We start from the raw sequence: 19,196 nt of genomic DNA on the forward strand, positions 1-19,196 counted from the left end.
TCAGGCGAAACCAACGTCGGTTTCTTTGCGTTTCTTGTAGTGAGTGACGGTGATCGCCGCGACGATCACCAGACCGATCACCACGTTCATGAAGTAGCTGGACACGCCGATCAGGTTAAGGCCGTTTTTCAGCACGCCGATCAGGAACACGCCCATCAGCGTGCCGACAACGCTGCCCTTGCCGCCGTTCAGGCTGGCACCACCCAGCACCGCCGCCGCCAGCACGTCGAGCTCGCCGCCCACCAGCGCGTTGGGCACCACTTCCCCCATACGATACACCTGCACCAGGCCGCCGATCGCCGCCATCGCGCCCAGATAGCCATAGGCGAACAGATGCAGCAGGCCGACGCGAATGCCGATGCGCCGCGCCGATTCCGCATCCCCGCCCACGGCAAACAGCTGGCGCCCGAGGTGCGTTTTGTTCAGCAGCAGCCAGGTCAGCAGCGCCACCGCCAGCATCACCAGCGTCGGCAAACCGAGCTGATAGCTCTGCTCACCCAGCTGGAACGGCAGCACGCTGCGCGGCAGCGTCCACCAGTCCGGCAATGCGTACAGGCTGCGGCCGTTGGTCAGCCACATCAGCATGCCGAACAACAACGCCTGCATGCTGATGGTGACGATGATCGAGACGATGCGCAGGCAGTAGATCAACAGCGCGTTGACCATGCCGAGCGCGGCGCCGATCGCCAACGCCAGCAAAATACTGCCCGCCGGGCTGGCCAGGCCGTAATGCGTCGCCAGCGTGGCGATCAGGTACTGCACCACCGAGGCGACTGCGGCGAAGGAAATGTCGATGCCGCCGGTCACCAGCACCACGAACAGGCCGAGGGCGAATATGCCGCTCACCGCGTAGCTTTCGCTGAGATCGAGCAGGTTTTGCACCGTCAAAAACTGATCGCTGAGCAGCGAAAAGACGATGACCGTCAGCAGCAGCACCCAGGCCAGGTAGCCTTCGTTGCCGCGCGGTTTCAGACTGAATCTACGCATTAACCGCCTCCGCCAGCTGCTGCTGGCTCACCTGCTCCGGCAGGTACTCGCCGATCACGCTGCCGCCGCTGAAGTGCAGCACCCGATCGCAGTTGTAATACACCTCGGGCACCTCGTCGGAGATCAGCAGAATCGCGATCCCCTCCTGCGCCAGCAGATGGATCAGTTGGTAGATGCTGGCCTTGGCGCCGACGTCGACACCGACGGTCGGCGAGTCGAGGATCAGGATCCGCGGTTGGGTCAGCACCCACTTGGCCAGCACGATCTTTTGCTGATTGCCGCCGGACAGCGTCGAAACCGCCTGATCCGGATCCGCCACCCGCACGCCGAGTTTGGCGATCCACTCCGCGACGATGCGATTCTTGCGGTAATCATCGATCAGGCGAAAACGCCCGCGCAGCTTATCGAGAATGGCCAGCACCGCGTTGTCCGCCACCGACTGTTGCTGCACCAGCCCCAGCGTCAGGCGATCCTCAGAGACATAACCGATGCCGGCCCTGATCGCGTCCTCATGGCCGCGAAAGCGCACCGGTTTACTGTCGAGGTAAAGCTTGCCGCTGTCCGGCCGGGTCATGCCGAACAGGCTCAGCGCCAGCTCGGTGCGCCCGGAGCCGAGCAGTCCGCACAGCCCGAGCACCTCGCCCTGATGCAGGCGGAAGCTGACATCGTGATACTGCCCGGCGCGGCTGAGACGATCCGCCTCCAGCATCACCCGATCCTTATTCATGCTCGGTGCCTTCAGGCGATAGTCCAGCGTCAGGCCGGTCATCAATTCGGTCAGGCGATCGCCGGTGATCTCCGCCGCCGGCCAGGTGCCGATCTTGTTGCCGTCGCGGATCACCGTGACGCGATCGGAGATCTCCAGCACCTCGTCCAGCCGGTGGCTGACGAACACCACGCAGATGCCCTGCGCTTTCAAATAATCCACCGTGCGCAGCAGCTGATTGACCTCGGTGCGGGTCAGCGAGGCGGTCGGTTCATCCATGATCACCAGCCGTGCCTGCGCCACCAGCGCGCGGCAGATCGCCACCTGCTGGCGCTGGGCGATCGGCAGTTCCGCCACCGGTTTGTCGAGATCGAGATTGAAATTCAGCTCCTGCAGCAGGCGCTCGGCGGTGCGCCGCAGCCTCGCCGGGCGGTGCCATCCCAATAGCCCGTGCAGGTTGTGCTCAAAGGCGATGTTTTCCGCCACCGTCAGGTTGGGAAACAGCGACAGATCCTGATAGATCACCTGAATGCCGAAGGCGCGCGCCTGATCCGGCGATAGCCGGCCGAAGGTTTGCCCATCGAAGGTAATGCGGCTGCCGTCATCCGGTTGATACACGCCGGCGATCGCCTTGATCAACGTACTCTTGCCGCAGCCATTGGTGCCGGCCAGGCAGTGCACCTCCCCCGGCATCAGCGCCAATGAAATATCGTTCAGCGCGCGCTGCCCGCCGAAGGTCATCGACAGCTGTTGCAGTTCGATCAGCGGCGCGCCCCGCGTTGCCGTATTGCCGGAAATCGCCATGATTACAGCCCCATCTTCACCAGCTTCGGCAGGTTTTGCTTATCCAGGCTTTCGGTGGCGTTGCCGAGAATGGTGTGCTGCTGCGCATCCACCTGCACCTTGCCAATGCCTTCGATGGTCATGCCATCGGTGATTTTTTCGCCCTTGTGCATCATGTCGGCGATGCGCACGAACACTTCGCCCGCCACCATCGGGTTCCAGATATAACCGCCCTTGATGGCGCCGCGATTGACCAGCGAAGCGCCCTGCCCTGGGCTGAACGGCCCGATGACGCAGATATCGTTGCTTTTGCCGCGGTTGAGCACCGCGCGCCCGGCGCCGATCGGCCCCTGCGAACCGAACGCCAGCACGCCTTTCAGATCGGGATATTTGGCCATCAGATCGTTGGTGGTGCGCACGCTGTCATCCAGCGATTCCCCCACGCCGAACTTGTCGCCCACCAGCTGCATGTTCGGGTAGTGCTGCTTCTGGTAATTGATGGCCGAGTCCGACCAGGTGATGTGCAGCGGCACCGTCAGGCTGCCGACGTATACCGCGTACTTGCCCTGCTCTTTCATGCAGGCGGCCAGCGCTTTCATGTGGTTGACCCCGTGCTGCGAGGCGTCCACCAGCTCAAAATCCCAGTCGGCGTACTTCTGGCCGGGGGACTCGTGCACGATCACCTTGATGCCCGCCTCCTGCGCGCGCTTGAGCACCGGCTCCAGCACCCGGGCGTCGTTCGGCACCACGCCGATGATGTCCACCTTCTGCGCGATCAGATCCTCGATGGCGCGCACCTGCAGCGCCGGATCCGCCGCCGTCGGCCCGACCATCCAGGCGTCGATGCCGCGTTTGGCGCTCTCGCTTTTGATGCCGCCCTCCATGGCGTTGAACCAGGGAATGCCGCCGATCTTCACCACCACGCCCATTTTCAGCTTGTCCGCCGCCTGCGCGGAGACCGACAGCAGCAGCGAGGCAAACAGACCGACCAGTACGGATTTTTTCATTGTTCTCTCTCCACAAGTGTTGGCTGTAATAAAAGGTTTTCGTTGTTGTTATCGCGCCGCCCTTTTCGCGGCGGGTGAAACTTCAATCACATCGACGTTGTTCCAGGCCAATTCCTGACGAAACTCGTCATCGCCAAGCCTGTCGGTGATCAGCGTATCTATTTCCCGGTAATGGCAAATGCGGGCGAACGAGCGGCGGCCGAACTTGTTGCTGTCCACCAGCAGGAACTTGCGCTCCGAGGCCAGCAGCATCTGTTGCTTCAGCCGCGCATGGTGCTCATTGCTCTCGCGGATGCCGCCGTCCTGGCAAATGCCGTGGCAGGAGAAAAACAGCTTGTTAATCACGAACTCTTTCAGCATCTGCTCCGCCAGCACGCCGATAAAATCCTCGTACTTGGCGGAATACTCGCCCCCCAGCCCGATGGTGCGCACGTTGGCCTTGCAGGCCAGCGTCTGGATGATGTGCAGCGAGTTGGTCAGCACCACCAGCGAGATATCCGGCAGCTGGCGCGCCAAAAACCAGCTGGTGGAGCTGCTGTCCAGCAGCAGGCAATCCCCGGGCGCGATAAACTCCAGCGCGCGTTTGGCGATGCGCGTCTTCTGATCCGGCGACTCATTGCTGCGCTGGCGGAAGGACTCCCCCTGATCTATCTCGGCGGGCACATAGGTTTTTTCCACCGCCGGCGGCTCGACGAAGACCGCGCCGCCGTGGCTGCGCAGCAGCAGGCCACGCCGTTCCAGCAGGGCCAGATCACGCCGCGCCGTCTCGATAGAGATGTGACACAGCTGCGCCACCTCCTGCACCATCACGCGGCCGCGCTGGCTCAAGACTTCGGTAATAAAGCGATGACGTTCTACAGGCAGCATGTTTCTTTTCTCCTCCACGACGATGATTACGATATCGATTTGCCGCGCCGCGTTTTGCGCGCAGACGCAAAGCGCATCGCCCCGCGATCGGGCAACGATCGCGCTGTGATAGTTGTCAAAAAAATCGGGAAGGAAATGAAATGAATAATTACGAAAGTGTGGAGTAACAGACAGTTATGATGCGCGACCGCCTGAGACAGACAGGAGAGAAACGGTAAACGGTCACAATTCCACGTTCCGCGGCATGACCGTTAATGACCGTTTGTGTGGTTTTGACCGAGCGCCGCAAGGAGACAGCCGGCGTTGATAACGCATTACCTGAAAAAACAGCAAAAAAAATCCGGTGAGAATCTCACCGGATCGTTAGCCGCCTGACACAAATTATTCCTCGTGCTCATGCTCTTTCAACATCGCCTCACGCAACACGGCGTTCAGGCGTTTCTGATAGCCTTTGCCTGGTCGCTGAAGCCAAGCCAACACATCCGCATCGATTCGGATGGTTTTTGATACTTTCATCGGCTTATAAAAACGCCCCTGAACCGCAGTCTGCCACGTTTCTTCCCCCAGCGCCGGCGCATCGGCATAATCGATGCCCTCGTCCGGCAACGCACTCAGTGAAGCAATTTGCGCTTTCTGCTCCTCCGTCAACGGCGGGAGTACGCTATGGGCCAGATTTTTGGCGGAATTTTTGCGCTTCATATCTTCCCCTCTCTTTGGCATCGGCCTTGCGTGCTGAAATGATACGCACGATCTCTACTGTATCGCCTTCGACATCCGTTTCGATCGTCGTATGTGCCACCAGCAATAGCAAACAGGATCCGACCATACCGATCGTTTGCCAACGTTCTTCTCCATCCTCGATCCTTTCCAGCACAGCCAAATGGTTGGGATCCAGAAAAACCCGTTGCGCTATCTCAAAACTGACACGGTGTTTGCGCTGGTTACTGTGATTTTTATCCTGATTCCATTCAAAATAAAAATACATTTTTGTAACTACATTTTGGTTGTTATTTAATCAAAATACATCACCTCCGAAGGGATGTCAAAATTCTCCGGATGCGTTCAACGCCCGCCTGCGGCCTCGATAAAGGTGCCGGTCACGTAAGACGCGGCGTCAGACAGCAGCCAGGCGATCGCCTCCGCCACTTCCTGCGGCTGGCCGCCGCGCTGCATCGGCAAACTGCTCTTCACGCGATCCACCCGGCCGGGTTCGCCACCGCTGGCGTGTATCTCGGTATAGATAAGCCCAGGCCGCACGCCGTTGACGCGGATGCCCTGCGCCGCCACCTCCAGCGATAGCCCGATGGTCAACGAATCGACGGCGCCTTTCGAGGCGGCATAATCCACATATTCCCCCGGCGCGCCTAAACGGGAAGCGGCGGAGGACACATTGACGATAGCGCCGCCCTGCCCGCCATGGCGCTGCGCCATGCGCTTCACCGCCTCGCGGCAACACAAGAAATACCCGGTGACGTTGGTGCCGAGCACCTTATTGATGCGCTCGGCGGTCAACTGTTCAATGTTCGCCTGCCGGAACAGAATGCCGGCGTTGTTGACCAGCGCGCTGAGCGTGCCCAGCCCGGCATCCAGCGCCCTGAACATTGCCATCACCTGCGCTTCATCGGCCACGTCGGCCTGCAGCGCCAACGCCTTGCCGCCCTGCGCCTCAATCTCCGCCACCACCTGCCGCGCCGCACTTTCGTCGCGCAGGTAATTCACGCCCACCGCATAGCCCTGCCGGGCCAGCAGCAAAGCGGTCGCGCGGCCAATTCCCCGGCTTGCGCCGGTCACCAATGCCACTTTCATCATCGTATTTTTTCTCTGGTTGGCGATGTCGACAACGGCCTGCGCACAGGCCTTCCGTTTGCCCGTCAGAGTATAGAGCGGCGCCCTAAAAAACGCTTCAAAGCTGAGCCAGGCGGCGCAGCTGCTTTTTAATGCGCGACTTGGCGCAGCTGTAAGCGTCCGTCGCCGCCGCCTGATGCACCCGCTGCAAAGCGGAAGCATGATGGCCGCCGTGGCTATGGCTCTGCGCATCACCGCGAAAAGACAGCATCAACAGAACGAGCAGTATCGCCACGCCTGAATACATCATCCGCCGCGAGGCGCCCGCGTTCGGGAAACCTTCAGTCTGCATGTTTCGCTCCCTCAGCCATGATTTCGAATGGCAGCAAAATAACTGAAATTCCCCCCCGCTCCCTTAACGCGAGATTAAAGCCAGATTAAGGTTTGCTTAAGAACGCGCAGGCAGAGCGGTTTTCCTCGTTGTCTTCCCGTCAGCGTTATAGTTAGATAATCGCGACTCAAGGCTCTCAGCGGAAATAACGTGAACATACTGTTGGTGGAAGACGACCTGCAATTAGGCAAGGCGCTGTGCCGAGCATTGGAGCTGGCCGGCTTTAATTTGTGCTGGGTGCGCCTGCTCACCGACGCGGAAAATAAACTTTCACCCGGCGGGTTCGATTTGATGCTGTTGGATCTCACGCTGCCGGACGGCGACGGTTTGCAGAAGCTGATCGCCTGGCGCGCCGCCGGACAGAATATCCCGATCATCATCCTGACCGCCCGCGATCGCATCGAGAGCCTGGTGAACAGCCTCGACTCCGGCGCGGACGACTTTCTGGCCAAACCTTTCGCGCTGCCCGAACTCATCTCGCGCGTCAAGGCGGTCAACCGGCGCATGGCGGGCTTCGCTTCTCAGACCTGGAGCCTCGGCGCACTGTATCTCGATCCGGTCAACCATCAGGTCATGCTGGATAACGAACTGCTGATGCTGTCGAAAAAAGAGTATCACCTGCTGCACGAACTGATGCGCTGCGCCGGCACCGTGGTGCGCAAAGCGGTGTTGGAACAGCGGCTGTTCGGCCACGGCGATAGCGTGGAAAGCAACTCGCTGGAAGTACACATGCATAATTTACGCCGCAAGATTGGTAAAGAAAGAATCATTACCGTACGCGGCATTGGCTATTTGCTGAAGAAAGAGTAGCGGGATGATCGGTTTCAAATCCTTCTTTATGCGCACCATTATTTTCCAGGTCCTGGCCATTTTATTATTGTGGGGGATCCTCGTCGCCTGGGTGAAGTACTGGTATTACCCCGACATGGAGAAATATTTCGATAACCAGCAACGCATCGTCGCCGCAGGCATCGCCAATATTCTCGATGAAACCGGCACCGATAATATTGATTACCGCGGCATCATCAAAACCATCGAAAGCATGTACATTGATTCCATCAATAATGGCATGCAGGATCAATTCGACTATCATCCGCTGTTCGTGGTTTACGATCGGGATAACCGGGTGCTTTACTGCTCACAAACGCAGGAAGAACCGCTGCGCCTGCCGCCTTCGGTGCTGTCCGGCTCCGTCAATTACGCCGGCGCCAACTGGCACCTTGCCGGCAGCTGGAGCGAAAAGCGCCAGTACCGGGTGATCGTCGGCGAGTCTTTCAACGATCGCACCACGATATTCGGCAATCCGGCGGAAAGCACCGCCGTACCGCTGTTGGGCATTCTGGCGGCGATCATCATTACCTTGCTGTTTACCGCCTACTTCAGCCTGCGGCCACTGCGCCAGATCGCCCGCACCATTTCCGATCGTCAGCCGGGCAACCTGTCGCCGCTCAACGTCAGCGAGCAGTATCAGGAAATCCGGCCGGTGGTGATGGAGGTCAACAAACTGATGGCGCGCATCGACGCGGCCAATCAGCGCGAGAAACGCTTTATGGCCGACGCCGCGCACGAGCTGCGCACGCCGATCGCCGCCGTGCTGGCGCAGCTGCATCTGCTGACCCAGGTCAGCGAGCAGCAGGAGCGCCGGGAAATCATCGGCGACATGCAGCAAGGGCTGGATCGCGCGGCGTCGCTGTCACGCCAGCTGATCAACCTGGCAAAGCTGGAGGCGGAAGATTTTCCGCTGAAGATTGAGGCGGTGGACATCTATGCGGAGATCGGCAAATGCATCGCGCAGCACGTCCCCTATGCGCTGGAAAAAGATGTCGAACTGTCGCTCGACGGCAGCGAGGATGTGGTGGTGAGTACCGACCGCCATGCGCTGATCGCCATCTTCACCAACCTGCTGGATAACGCGCTCAAGTACGCGCCGCCCGGCAGCCGCATCGAGGCCAATATCCGCTCGCTGGCGCCGCTCGGCTGCTATATTACGTTGCGCGATAACGGCCCGGGGGTGAGCGAAGAACACCATTCCCGCCTGTTTGAACGCTTTTACCGCGTGCCCGGCACGCAGCAAACCGGCAGCGGGCTCGGATTGGCCATCGCCCGAAACCTGGCCGACAAAATCGGCGCGCAGCTGCGCGTCACCGAAGGCCTTGACGATCGCGGCATCGGCTTCATCATCGATTTGCCGGAAAGTTATCGGCCACAGACTGAGAGTGAACCACGACCATGATTGCCCCTGTTCTGCTGCAACGGCAGCAACTCGACCGGCTATGGGATATCGACCGCAGCGAAATTATCGACACTCTGTATCGCCTGCAGGACGGCAAGTTGCAATCCTATGCGGAGTACTACGACGTGCGCGGCTGGGATCCGCACGATCGGGAAACCTATACGCCAATCCACGCAGCGTGCTTCGATCGCGGCGGCGCGTTCTTCGCGCTGTTCGAAGGCGAGGAGATCGTGGCGGCGGCGGCGCTGGACACCGAGCCGCGCGGCCCACAGCGGGATCTGCGCCAGCTGCTGTTCTTTTACGTCAGCGCGCACAAACGCGGCCAGGGGTTAGGCAGGCAGCTGTTCCAGCTCTGCCTGCATCAGGCGGCGCAAGACGGCGCCGCCGGGCTGTATGTCTCCTCCATCCCCAATAAAAGCACCGTAGACTTCTATCTGGCGCAGGGCTGCCGGCTCATCGAACAGCCGGATACCGAATTGTTCGCCCGTGAGCCGGAAGACATTCATCTGGTCTGCCCTTGCCGCTAGCGGCCGGGGTTAACGGGCGATGCGCATCACCGAACGCACGTCGCTTTTCTTGTTCAGATCCCACACCTCGGCGATCTCCGCCAACGCGTGCTCCTGCGTCTCGATAGTGAGCGCTCCGGTCGCCGCCAGCGCCAGAATCTCGGTCGCGTAGCGCTGCATCTCCGGGATCGGCGGGAAGTTGCCGGTACCGCTGCCGAGGATCTGCAGCTGGTTGCTGCGCAACACCGCCGCCGGCAGCCGGATGTCCGGCGCGGCCATCGAACCGACGTTGACCAAGCGAATGCCGCGTCCGCCGGCGTAAGACGAGAGATCGTGATTGTTGAGCGTTGCCAGCAGCGCTTCAGTCGCCCGGCCCCAGATGTAATCGACGATCACCTGATAACCGCCCGGCCCCGCCGCCGCCGCGAAGGCCTGCGTCAGCGCCTCGCCCTGCAGGCTCAGATCCACCGTGGCGTCTACACCCAATGCCTCCAGCACGCTCAGTCGACGGCCGGCGGCAACAATGCGTCCGGCCCCCGCCTGACGCGCCGCCGCGACCGCCAGCTTGCCCGAGGTGCCGGTGGCGCCGATGATCAGCACCGTTTCACCGGGCTGCAGATCCGCCCGCCAGCGCAGCGGCAGCCAGGCGGCGAAGGCCGGATTGATCAGCGCGGCCGCCGTAGCGTCGTCCACCGTCGCCGGCACCGGCACCGTCCAGGACGCGACGCTGCGCTCTGCCATCGCGCCGTAAGGGCGACGGAAAGAGGCGAAGTACACCCGTTGCCCGTCCGCCGTACGGCCCACGCCGTCGGTGCCGGGCACGATCGGCAATTGCTTCGGGCTGGAATAGTGGGTTCCGGCGACGGTGGCGCGATCCAGCTGTTTGATGCCGGCCGCCAGAACGTCGATCGGCACTTCATTCGCCTGCGCCTGAGGCTCCTCAAAGGTGCCGAAAACCGGGGGTTGCCCCAGCGCTGTTACGATTGCCGCTTGCATGGTGACTCCTCAAATCGTGGGAACGTACAGGAAAGAATAGGCCGCTATAAAATAAAAAGGGACACCGCATGATGCGGTGTCCCCCGAACACAAACTTTGCCGAACGTGTTATTCGTAATCGCTCATCGGCACGCAAGAGCAGAACAGGTTACGGTCGCCGTACACGTCGTCCAGACGCTTAACGCTCGGCCAGTACTTGTTCTCGCGTACGCCGGCCACCGGGAACACCGCCAGTTCGCGGCTGTACGGATGCTGCCAGTCGTTGACCAGCTCCGCCTGCACGTGCGGCGCATTCACCAGCGGGTTGTCTTCCAGCGGCCATTCGCCCTTGGCGACGCGGTCGATTTCGCTGCGGATCGCCAGCATCGCATCGATAAAGCGATCCAGCTCCACCTTGCTTTCCGACTCGGTCGGCTCGACCATCAGCGTGCCCGCCACCGGGAACGACATGGTCGGGGCGTGGAAACCGAAGTCGATCAGGCGCTTGGCGATGTCCATTTCGCTGATGCCGGTCTCTTCCTTCAGCGGACGAATATCGAGGATACATTCGTGCGCTACGCGGTGATCGCGGCCGGTATACAGAATCGGGTACGCGTCTTTCAAACGGGTGGCGATGTAGTTGGCGTTCAGGATCGCCATCTGGCTGGCCTGCTTCAGGCCCTCCGCGCCCATCATGCGGATGTACATCCAGCTGATAGGCAGGATGGAGGCGCTGCCGAACGGCGCCGCGGAGACCGCGCCCTGCTGGGTGGTCACGCCGTCGATCTGCACCACGCTGTGGCCCGGCACGAACGGCGCCAGGTGCGCTTTCACGCCGATCGGGCCCATGCCCGGGCCGCCGCCGCCGTGCGGGATACAGAAGGTCTTATGCAGGTTGAGGTGCGACACATCCGCGCCGATGTAGCCTGGCGTGGTGATGCCCACCTGGGCGTTCATGTTGGCGCCATCCAGATACACCTGACCGCCGAACTGATGCACGATCTGGCACACTTCACGGATGGTTTCTTCATACACGCCGTGGGTCGACGGGTAGGTCACCATGATGCAAGAGAGTTCTTCGCCTGCCTGCTCCGCCTTAACGCGCAGATCGTGCAGATCGATGTTGCCGTTCTTGTCGCAGGCCACCACCACCACGCTCATGCCCGCCATCTGGGCGGAGGCCGGGTTGGTGCCGTGTGCCGAGCTCGGGATCAGACAGACGTGGCGGCCTGCTTCGTTGCGGCTTTCGTGATAGCGGCGGATCGCCAGCAGGCCGGCGTATTCGCCCTGCGCGCCGGAGTTCGGCTGCATGCACACCGCGTCATAGCCGGTCAGCTGCACCAGCCACTGGGACAGTTGGCCGATCATCTGCTGGTAACCGGCCGCCTGCTCTGGCGGGCAGAACGGATGCAACTCTGAAAATTCAGGCCAGGTGATCGGGATCATTTCCGCCGCGGCGTTCAATTTCATGGTGCAGGAACCCAGCGGGATCATCGCCTGGTTCAACGCCAGATCCTTGCGCTCCAGACGATGCATGTAACGCATCATCTCGGTTTCGCTGTGATAGCGGTTGAATACCGGGTGGGTCAGGATCGGCTCCTGGCGCAGCATGGCAGCCGGGATCGATTGGCTGTTTTTGCTCACCGCCGCGTCCAACGCGTCGATGTCCAGACCGTGATTGTCGCCGGCCAGCAGTGCGAACAGCGTTTGCATGTCTTCACGCGAGGTGGCTTCATCCAGCGTGATGCCGACGGCGCCGTGAATGTCGGTACGCAGGTTGATGCCGAAGCTCAGCGCGCGCTCCAGCACGGCGGCCTTGTCTTTCACTTCAACGGTCAGGGTGTCGAACCAGGTGTGGTGACGCAGCGTCAGGCCGGCCTTCTGCAGCCCGGCGGCCAGAATGTCGGTCAGGCGATGGATGCGCCCGGCGATGCGCTGCAGGCCTTGCGGGCCGTGATACACCGCGTACAGGCTGGCGATGTTGGCCAGCAGCACCTGCGAGGTACAGATATTCGAGTTGGCTTTCTCGCGGCGGATATGTTGCTCGCGAGTCTGCATCGCCATGCGCAGCGCGGTGTTGCCGGCGGCATCGCGGGAAACGCCGATAATGCGGCCCGGCATCGAACGCTTGAACTCGTCGCGGCAGGCGAAGAAGGCGGCGTGCGGGCCGCCGTAGCCCATCGGTACGCCGAAGCGCTGCGCGGAGCCGAACACCACGTCGGCGCCCTGCTTGCCCGGCGCGGTCAGCAGCACCAGGGCCATGATGTCGGCGGCCACGCTGGTGATGATTTTGCGTGATTTCAGTTCGGCCAGCAGCGCGCTGTAGTCGTGCAGTTCACCGGTGGTGCCCACCTGCTGCAGCAGCACGCCGAACACGCCGTCCAGCTCCAGCACTTTTTCCGCTTTATCGACGATGACGTCGAAGCCGAAGGTTTCGGCGCGGGTGCGCACCACGTCCAGCGTTTGCGGATGCACGTCGTCAGCCACGAAGAAACGGTTGGCGTCTTTCAGCTTGCTGGCGCGTTTGGCCAACGCCATCGCCTCGGCGGCGGCGGTCGCTTCATCCAGCAGCGAAGCGGAAGCCAGATCCAGACCGGTCAGATCGAGGGTCACGGTCTGGAAGTTCAGCAGCGCTTCCAGACGGCCCTGCGACACTTCCGGCTGATAGGGGGTATAAGCGGTGTACCAGCCCGGGTTTTCCAGCATGTTGCGCAGGATCACCGGCGGCGTCAGCACGGCGCTGTAGCCCATGCCGATATAGGATTTGTAGCGCTGATTCTGCGAGGCGATCGCCTTCAGCTCAGCCAACGCCTGATGTTCGGTCGCCGCGTCGCCGACCGGCGGCGGCCCCGGCAGCTGAATGTCCGCCGGCACAATCTGTTGGATCAGCGCGCTGAGCGAGCGAGCGCCCACCGCTGCCAGCAACTCCTGGCGTTGTTCCGCAGAAGAGCCGATGTGGCGTTCGATGAACGCTTCGCTGTGTTCGAGTTGGCTGAGTGTCTGAGTCATTGCTACAAATTCCTGAATGCTTGCGTGATACGGGATATAGCTTGAACGGTAACTAAAACGCCCCGGCCGAAAGGCCTGGGGCGTGGTCACGATTACTCGTCGATCGAGGCCTGATAAGCCGCGGCGTCCAGCAGGTTCGCCAGCTCGCCTTCGTCGGAGGCTTTAATCTGGAACAGGAAGCCGTCACCGTAAGGTTCGCTGTTCACCAGTTCCGGAGAGCTTTCCAGCTCGCCGTTCACCGCCACGATTTCGCCGCTGATTGGCGCGTAAATGTCCGATGCCGCCTTGACGGATTCCGCCACGGCGCAATCTTCACCGGCGGCGACGCTGCGGCCCACTTCCGGCAGATCGACAAACACCATATCACCCAGCAGCTCCTGCGCATGTTCGGTGATGCCTACGGTGTAAACGCCGTTACCTTCTGCACGAACCCACTCGTGGGAGGATGCGTATTTCAATTCTGTTGGCACATTGCTCATCGCCGGTTACTCCTTCGAAGAAATAAAAGAATCAATCAATAAAAAAATCAATTTGTCAGCGGCTTGCCGGCGCGAACGAAACCGGGCTTGGTCACCTTGACCGGCATTTCACGGTTGCGGATCTGCACGATAGCCTGCTCGCCGATGCCGGCCGGCACGCGCGCCAGCGCGATGCTGAAGCCCAGCGTCGGAGAGAACGAGCCGCTGGTGATCACGCCTTCGTGGGTTTGCCCCGCCGCGTCGGTGAAACGCACCGGCAGCTCATTACGTAATACGCCTTTTTCCGTCATGATCAAGCCGACCAGTTGCTCGGTGCCCTGCTCGCGCTGTTGTTCCAGCGCTTCGCGGCCGATGAAACGGCGATCTTCCGGCTGCCAGGCGATGGTCCAGCCCATGTTGGCGGCCAGCGGCGAAACGCCTTCATCCATCTCTTGCCCGTAGAGGTTCATGCCCGCTTCCAGGCGCAGGGTGTCGCGCGCGCCCAGACCGGCCGGCTTGACGCCCGCGGCCAGCAATTTTTGCCAGAAATCCGCCGCCTGCTCTTTCGGCAGCGCGATCTCATAGCCGGCCTCGCCGGTGTAACCGGTGGTGGCGATGAACAGCTCGCCGGCCTGCACGCCGAAGAATGGCTTCATGCCTTCGACCGCGCTTTTTTGCTCCGGGGTGAACAGGGTGCCGGCGCGCTCTTTGGCCTGCGGGCCCTGCACCGCGATCAGCGCCAGATCGTCGCGCACCGTCAGCGCGACGCCATACGGCGCGGCGTGCTCTTCGATCCAGGCCAGGTCTTTGTCGCGGGTGGCGGAGTTCACCACCAGGCGGAAATAGTCTTCAGTGAGGAAATAAACGATCAGGTCGTCGATCACGCCGCCGGAGGCATTCAGCATGCCGGTGTACAGCGCTTTGCCGGGTTGGGTCAGTTTGGCGACGTCGTTCGCCAGCAGGTAGCGCAGGAACTCGCGGGTGCGGGCGCCGTGCAGATCCACAATGGTCATGTGAGACACGTCGAACATGCCGGCATCCTGACGCACCGCGTGGTGCTCATCGAGCTGCGAGCCGTAGTGCAGCGGCATCATCCAGCCGTGAAAGTCTACCATGCGCGCACCGCACGCCACGTGCTGGTCGTACAGTGGGGTTTGCTTTGCCATCTTTTCCCTCTTTCCACTCGTCGCTAGAAGTTAGGGTGCTGCCACGCAATGCGGCGGAGCCTGGCTCGCGGCCCGATCGCCATGGCGCACTGACTGCTCAACACAAATGCTGCGCCGGGACGGGCGGAAACTGCGTGCAACCGCCGTGACGCAAACGATACCTTTCCCTCGAACTTATCACCGAACGACCACATTAACCATAAGTTAAAATAGGCTCATCGCCGTTCCGGGGCGGTAAAACGCCGGGCTAGTGTGCAGAGTTTTTCACTGGAAAAATGCGCCTTAAGGCACAAAATTAACAATTAAAGCGGCAAAACACCGAACTTATATAACAAACCTATGACCTCACATGGGATCCGGACTTTTGATAACCGAACATGGAATTAGAAAAAGTAATGATAAAAAGCAGCTGAAATTAGATTATTTCAAATGAAGGGTTATATAAGGAAAAGCGATGGAATAAGGCGAGAAGCGCGAGCCCGGCGCGGGCCCGCAGAAGGAAGGGATCAGGCAAGCCACTCGGGCAGATCGTTCAGGCCCATCGCCTGACGCACCAGCTTCGGTTTGACGCCCGGCAGGCTGTCCGCCAGCCGCAGGCCCACGTCGCGCAGCAGCTTTTTGGCCGGGTGATTGCCGTCGAACAGTTCGCGGAAACCCTGCATGCTGGCCAGCATTACCGCCGCGCCATGTTTGCGGCGGCGCTCATAACGGCGCAGATAGAGGTGCTGGCCGATATCCTTGCCCTGCCGCTGCAGGCGGCGCAGTTCGGAAATCAGCTCGGCGGCGTCCATGAAGCCCAGGTTAACGCCCTGGCCGGCCAACGGATGCACGGTATGCGCCGCATCACCCACCAGCGCCAGGCGGTGCGCTGCGAAGCTGCGCGCATAGCGGCCGGTCAACGGGAAGGCCAACCGTTCGCTTTCCAGGCTGCAAGCCCCCAGGCGCATGTCGAAGGTCATCGCCAGTTCGCGGTTGAACTGCGCCGGTTCCAGCCGTTTGAGCCTTTCGGCTTCTTCCGGCGTCACCGACCAGACGATAGAGCTCAAATGCGGATCGCTGAATGGCAGGAACGCCAGAATGCCGTCGCCGTGGAAAATTTGCCGCGCCGTCGCCTGATGCGATTCTTCGGTGCGAACGGTGGCCACCAGCGCGTGGTGGCGGTAATCCCAGAAGGTGAGCGGGATATCGGCATGCTGGCGCAGCCACGACTGGGCGCCGTCGGCGCCAATCACCAACCGGGCGGTCAGCATGCGGCCGTCCTCCAGCGTGACGAAGGCGTCGTTCTCGCCCCACGCCACCTGCTTGAGCGCGGCCGGGGTAATCAGCGTGATGTCCGACAGGCTTTCGGCGCGTTTCCACAGCGCCTGCTGGATCACCGAATTTTCGATGATGTGGCCGAGATGGCTGAAGCCGCACTCGTCGCCGCGGAAGGCGATTCTGCCGAAGCTGTCGCGATCCCACACTTCCATCGCGTTATAGGCGCTGGCGCGCAGCTGGAGAATGTCGTCCCACACGCCGATGTGCTGCAGCAACCGCTCGCTGGCGGCATTGATGGCGGAGACGCGCAGGGCCGGCTGTTCCGACGGCGGCGCCATCTCCGGCTGGCGCTGCTCCAGCACAGCCACGCGCAGCCCGCTGCCCTGCAGGCCGCAGGCCAACGCCAACCCCACCATACCGCCACCGGCGATAATCACGTCAAATGATTGCATGCTGCTCGATTTCCTTAAATAACGCGCGACGCCTTGCCGCGCCGCGCTTTGGGCGCGTTAAAGCGCCCGACCATGTCTCTAACGTTCCACCCAGCCCAGCGTACGCTTGGCGAAGGCATCGCGTATCGCCGGCAAACGTTCCATCGCCATCAGCCCCAGATTGCGGCCGATCACCAGCGGGCCATAACGGTTGGCGAACAGATGAATCAACCCATCGGTCACGCCGATCGTCGCCCGCTGATCGTTTTGCCGCCGCTGCTGATAACGGCTCAGCAGTGCGTAACCGCCGGCGTCTTCGCCGCTGTCTGCCGCTTCCGCCAGCGTTTCCGCCAGCGACATCACGTCGCGCAGGCCAAGGTTGAACCCCTGCCCGGCGATAGGATGCAGCGTTTGCGCCGCATTGCCCACCAGCGCCAGCCGGTGGCTGACATGGCGATCGGCGGTCAGCAGACCGAGTGGGTAACTGTGCCGTTTACCGGCTTTGAGGATGCGCCCCAGCCGCCAGCCGAAGGCCTGTTGCAGCTCGGCGATAAACCGCTCGTCGTCCCAGGCATCCACCTGGGCGCGATCTTCGCGCGCATGGCACCATACCAGTGAACTGCGCCCCTGCGACATCGGCAACAGCGCCAGCGGCCCATAGCGAGTAAAGCGCTCAAAGGCGCGCCCCTGCGGATCTTCCGCCGTGGTGACGTTGGCAATGGTGGCGAACTGCGGATAGTCCTCCTGCCGCCACTGCATATTGCAGGCTTGCGCCAGCGCAGAGCGCGAGCCATCGGCCGCCACCAGCAATTGCCCGCGCAGACGCTGGCCGTTGTCCAGCAGCACTTCCGCCCGCTCTGCGGTGCGAATCACGTCCACCACCCGCGCCGGGCAGTGCAGCGTAACGCCGGGGGCCTTGGCCAGCAGCGCGAACAACCGCTGCCCGGCGTCGTGCAGTTCGATCACCTGGCCGAGCGCATCGACCTGATAATCTTGCGCCTGCAGATTCACAAACCCGGCGTGCCCGCGATCGCTGACGTGCACCTGAGTGATCGGCGTAGCGCAATCGCGCAGCGCCGGCCAAACGCCGATGCGCACCAGCTGTTGGCAGGTGCCCTGCGCCAGTGCGATGGCGCGGGCGTCAAAGCCCGGATGGCTGCGGTCGTCCGGCCGGGTCGCCTCGACCAGATCCACCGCCATTCTTCCCTGAGTGAGCGACGAAATGGCCAGCGCCAACGTCGCGCCCGCCATACCGCCGCCAACGATAATAACGCTCATGCTACGACCTTGCCGCCGCCATCAAAGCCTCGATGGCATCGGCGTCTTTCACCACGGTGGCGGTCAGGTTTTCATTGCCGTCGGCGGTGATCACGATATCGTCCTCGATGCGGATGCCGATGCCGCGGTACTCCGCCGGCACGTCCGCATCCGGCGCGATGTACAGCCCCGGCTCCACGGTCAGCACCATGCCCGGCTCCAGCAGCCGATCGCGGCTCGGCGTGCCGTAGTGGCCAACGTCGTGCACGTCGAGACCCAGCCAGTGGCTCAGCCCGTGCATGAAGAACTGACGGTGCGCCTGCTCGGCGATCAGCAGGTCGACTTCACCTTTCAATACGCCCAGCTCCACCAGCCCGACCACCATGATGCGCACCACTTCGTCATTGACTTCGCGAATGCTGGTGCCGGGTTTGAACAGTTCCAAAGCGCGCTGCAGCGACGCCAGCACAATGTCGTACACCGCGCGCTGCGGCCGGCTGAACTTGCCGTTGACCGGGAAGGTGCGGGTGATGTCGCCGGCGTACCCCTGGTACTCGCAGCCCGCGTCGATCAACACCAGATCGCCGTCGCGCATCTGGCTCTCGTTCTCGGTGTAGTGCAGGATACAGCCGTTTTCGCCGCTGCCGACGATGGTGTTGTAAGACGGGTAACGGGCGCCGAGGCGGGTGAACTCATGATGAATTTCCGCTTCCAGCTGGTATTCGAACATGCCCGGACGGCATTTTTCCATCGCGCGGGTGTGCGCCAACGCGCTGATCTCACCGGCGCGGCGCATCACCGCCAGCTCTTCCGGCGACTTGAACAGCCGCATGTCGTGCAGCCACGGCCGCCAGTCGGTAACGGTGGCCGGCGCCTGCAGGTTCTGGCGGAACCCCTTGCGCAGCTTGTCCAGCGCGCTGAACAGGATCTGATCGGCATAGGCATATTCGCCCTGCGCGTGGTAGACCACGTCCAGGCCGTTGAGCAGCAGGTGCAGTTGGTCATTGATTTCATCGAACGGCAGCGCGCGATCCACGCCCAGCTTTGCCGGTGCGGCGTCTTGCCCCAGGCGGCGGCCAAACCAGATTTCCGCCGTCAAATCGCGCACCCGGTTGAACAACACGCTGTGGTTGTGCGTTTCATCGCTTTTAATCAGCACCAGCACCGCTTCCGGCTCATTGAAGCCGGTCAGGTACCAAAAATCGCTGTTCTGCCGGTAGGGATAGTCTGAATCTGCACTGCGCGTCGTTTCCGGCGCAGAGAAAATAACCGCCGCGCTGGCCGGCGCCATTTTCGCCAACAGCGCCTGGCGGCGGTTGTTGAATTCCTGCTGAGTCATTACCTTCTCCTGAAATCATGCCATCCGCACCGCCGGCGG

General features: G+C 61.6%; 18 protein-coding genes. 3 read left to right on the top strand and 15 right to left on the bottom strand.

Annotated elements, in window-relative coordinates; all coding sequences use genetic code 11:
- From SERRSCBI_RS19520 to SERRSCBI_RS19555, 8 genes are all read right to left on the bottom strand, one after another.
- Positions 1-987: an ABC transporter permease gene (locus SERRSCBI_RS19520; protein ID WP_025304132.1), complete on the bottom strand. Its 987-nt coding sequence runs from the start codon at positions 985-987 to the stop codon at positions 1-3.
- Positions 980-2,497 carry a sugar ABC transporter ATP-binding protein gene (locus SERRSCBI_RS19525; RefSeq protein ID WP_042785315.1) on the bottom strand — a complete coding sequence of 506 codons (1,518 nt, stop codon included), beginning with the start codon at positions 2,495-2,497 and terminating at the stop codon, positions 980-982. Before SERRSCBI_RS19525 ends, SERRSCBI_RS19520 begins: the two co-directional genes overlap by 8 nt.
- 2 nt (positions 2,498-2,499) lie before the next feature.
- Positions 2,500-3,483: a substrate-binding domain-containing protein gene (locus SERRSCBI_RS19530; RefSeq protein WP_042785316.1), complete on the bottom strand. Its 984-nt coding sequence runs from the start codon at positions 3,481-3,483 to the stop codon at positions 2,500-2,502.
- Between the two features lie 48 nt (positions 3,484-3,531).
- On the bottom strand, positions 3,532-4,350 hold the full coding sequence (locus SERRSCBI_RS19535; RefSeq protein ID WP_042785317.1) for a DeoR/GlpR family DNA-binding transcription regulator: 819 nt from the start codon (positions 4,348-4,350) through the stop codon (positions 3,532-3,534).
- 381 nt (positions 4,351-4,731) lie between these two features.
- Entirely contained in the window at positions 4,732-5,049 is a 318-nt protein-coding gene (locus tag SERRSCBI_RS19540; protein WP_016929995.1) for a BrnA antitoxin family protein, read from the bottom strand.
- Positions 5,012-5,335, bottom strand: a complete 324-nt coding sequence (locus SERRSCBI_RS24330) for a BrnT family toxin (protein ID WP_071883578.1) — start codon at positions 5,333-5,335, stop codon at positions 5,012-5,014. Before SERRSCBI_RS24330 ends, SERRSCBI_RS19540 begins: the two co-directional genes overlap by 38 nt.
- 77 nt (positions 5,336-5,412) lie before the next feature.
- A complete protein-coding gene (locus SERRSCBI_RS19550) occupies positions 5,413-6,156 on the bottom strand; it encodes an SDR family oxidoreductase (protein WP_042785790.1) in 744 nt (247 codons plus the stop codon).
- A gap of 97 nt (positions 6,157-6,253) precedes the next feature.
- Positions 6,254-6,487, bottom strand: a complete 234-nt coding sequence (locus SERRSCBI_RS19555; protein WP_042785320.1) for a hypothetical protein — start codon at positions 6,485-6,487, stop codon at positions 6,254-6,256.
- A 189-nt stretch (positions 6,488-6,676) separates the two neighbouring features.
- Between SERRSCBI_RS19555 and SERRSCBI_RS19560 the strand changes: the two genes are divergently transcribed.
- The 3 genes from SERRSCBI_RS19560 to SERRSCBI_RS19570 are packed head-to-tail and all read left to right on the top strand — an operon-like array spanning position 6,677 to position 9,286.
- Complete coding sequence (locus SERRSCBI_RS19560; RefSeq protein WP_033652176.1) at positions 6,677-7,336, top strand: response regulator; 660 nt, start codon at positions 6,677-6,679, stop codon at positions 7,334-7,336.
- Positions 7,337-7,340: 4 nt separating this feature from the next.
- Positions 7,341-8,759 carry an ATP-binding protein gene (locus SERRSCBI_RS19565; RefSeq protein ID WP_042785321.1) on the top strand — a complete coding sequence of 473 codons (1,419 nt, stop codon included), beginning with the start codon at positions 7,341-7,343 and terminating at the stop codon, positions 8,757-8,759.
- Positions 8,759-9,286, top strand: a complete 528-nt coding sequence (locus SERRSCBI_RS19570) for a GNAT family N-acetyltransferase (protein ID WP_049866730.1) — start codon at positions 8,759-8,761, stop codon at positions 9,284-9,286. The genes SERRSCBI_RS19565 and SERRSCBI_RS19570 overlap by 1 nt, the downstream gene beginning before the upstream one ends.
- A 9-nt stretch (positions 9,287-9,295) precedes the next feature.
- On the opposite strand, the gene SERRSCBI_RS19575 is transcribed toward SERRSCBI_RS19570, so the two are convergent.
- The 7 genes from SERRSCBI_RS19575 to pepP form a co-directional block, all read right to left on the bottom strand.
- Complete coding sequence (locus tag SERRSCBI_RS19575) at positions 9,296-10,261, bottom strand: zinc-binding alcohol dehydrogenase family protein (RefSeq protein ID WP_042785323.1); 966 nt, start codon at positions 10,259-10,261, stop codon at positions 9,296-9,298.
- Positions 10,262-10,369: 108 nt separating this feature from the next.
- Positions 10,370-13,249, bottom strand: coding sequence for an aminomethyl-transferring glycine dehydrogenase (gene gcvP, locus SERRSCBI_RS19580; protein WP_042785324.1), 2,880 nt, complete (start codon positions 13,247-13,249; stop codon positions 10,370-10,372).
- A gap of 92 nt (positions 13,250-13,341) precedes the next feature.
- Positions 13,342-13,728, bottom strand: coding sequence for a glycine cleavage system protein GcvH (gcvH, locus tag SERRSCBI_RS19585; protein ID WP_025304150.1), 387 nt, complete (start codon positions 13,726-13,728; stop codon positions 13,342-13,344).
- A gap of 47 nt (positions 13,729-13,775) precedes the next feature.
- Positions 13,776-14,873 (bottom strand): glycine cleavage system aminomethyltransferase GcvT, encoded by a 1,098-nt coding sequence (gene gcvT / locus SERRSCBI_RS19590; RefSeq protein ID WP_004931631.1) that lies wholly within the window; start codon positions 14,871-14,873, stop codon positions 13,776-13,778.
- 506 nt (positions 14,874-15,379) lie between these two features.
- Entirely contained in the window at positions 15,380-16,582 is a 1,203-nt protein-coding gene (gene ubiI / locus SERRSCBI_RS19595; RefSeq protein ID WP_042785325.1) for an FAD-dependent 2-octaprenylphenol hydroxylase, read from the bottom strand.
- Between the two features lie 78 nt (positions 16,583-16,660).
- Positions 16,661-17,839 carry a 2-octaprenyl-6-methoxyphenyl hydroxylase gene (ubiH, locus tag SERRSCBI_RS19600; RefSeq protein WP_042785326.1) on the bottom strand — a complete coding sequence of 393 codons (1,179 nt, stop codon included), beginning with the start codon at positions 17,837-17,839 and terminating at the stop codon, positions 16,661-16,663.
- Position 17,840: 1 nt separating this feature from the next.
- Complete coding sequence (gene pepP / locus SERRSCBI_RS19605; protein WP_033652182.1) at positions 17,841-19,157, bottom strand: Xaa-Pro aminopeptidase; 1,317 nt, start codon at positions 19,155-19,157, stop codon at positions 17,841-17,843.
- Positions 19,158-19,196: the final 39 nt, after the last annotated feature.

Source organism: Serratia sp. SCBI, from assembly GCF_000747565.1.
In the GTDB taxonomy this organism is placed as follows: Bacteria; Pseudomonadota; Gammaproteobacteria; order Enterobacterales; family Enterobacteriaceae; genus Serratia; species Serratia ureilytica.

Bases quoted from the DNA above. Each gene is read 5' to 3' on its own strand.
- SERRSCBI_RS19520 (WP_025304132.1), bottom strand. From the start codon at position 987: ATGCGTAGATTCAGTCTGAAACCGCGCGGCAACGAAGGCTACCTGGCC.
- SERRSCBI_RS19525 (WP_042785315.1), bottom strand. From the start codon at position 2,497: ATGGCGATTTCCGGCAATACGGCAACGCGGGGCGCGCCGCTGATCGAA.
- SERRSCBI_RS19530 (WP_042785316.1), bottom strand. From the start codon at position 3,483: ATGAAAAAATCCGTACTGGTCGGTCTGTTTGCCTCGCTGCTGCTGTCG.
- SERRSCBI_RS19535 (WP_042785317.1), bottom strand. From the start codon at position 4,350: ATGCTGCCTGTAGAACGTCATCGCTTTATTACCGAAGTCTTGAGCCAG.
- SERRSCBI_RS19540 (WP_016929995.1), bottom strand. From the start codon at position 5,049: ATGAAGCGCAAAAATTCCGCCAAAAATCTGGCCCATAGCGTACTCCCG.
- SERRSCBI_RS24330 (WP_071883578.1), bottom strand. From the start codon at position 5,335: ATGTATTTTTATTTTGAATGGAATCAGGATAAAAATCACAGTAACCAG.
- SERRSCBI_RS19550 (WP_042785790.1), bottom strand. From the start codon at position 6,156: ATGAAAGTGGCATTGGTGACCGGCGCAAGCCGGGGAATTGGCCGCGCG.
- SERRSCBI_RS19555 (WP_042785320.1), bottom strand. From the start codon at position 6,487: ATGCAGACTGAAGGTTTCCCGAACGCGGGCGCCTCGCGGCGGATGATG.
- SERRSCBI_RS19565 (WP_042785321.1), top strand. From the start codon at position 7,341: ATGATCGGTTTCAAATCCTTCTTTATGCGCACCATTATTTTCCAGGTC.
- SERRSCBI_RS19575 (WP_042785323.1), bottom strand. From the start codon at position 10,261: ATGCAAGCGGCAATCGTAACAGCGCTGGGGCAACCCCCGGTTTTCGGC.
- gcvP (WP_042785324.1), bottom strand. From the start codon at position 13,249: ATGACTCAGACACTCAGCCAACTCGAACACAGCGAAGCGTTCATCGAA.
- gcvH (WP_025304150.1), bottom strand. From the start codon at position 13,728: ATGAGCAATGTGCCAACAGAATTGAAATACGCATCCTCCCACGAGTGG.
- gcvT (WP_004931631.1), bottom strand. From the start codon at position 14,873: ATGGCAAAGCAAACCCCACTGTACGACCAGCACGTGGCGTGCGGTGCG.
- ubiI (WP_042785325.1), bottom strand. From the start codon at position 16,582: ATGCAATCATTTGACGTGATTATCGCCGGTGGCGGTATGGTGGGGTTG.
- ubiH (WP_042785326.1), bottom strand. From the start codon at position 17,839: ATGAGCGTTATTATCGTTGGCGGCGGTATGGCGGGCGCGACGTTGGCG.
- pepP (WP_033652182.1), bottom strand. From the start codon at position 19,157: ATGACTCAGCAGGAATTCAACAACCGCCGCCAGGCGCTGTTGGCGAAA.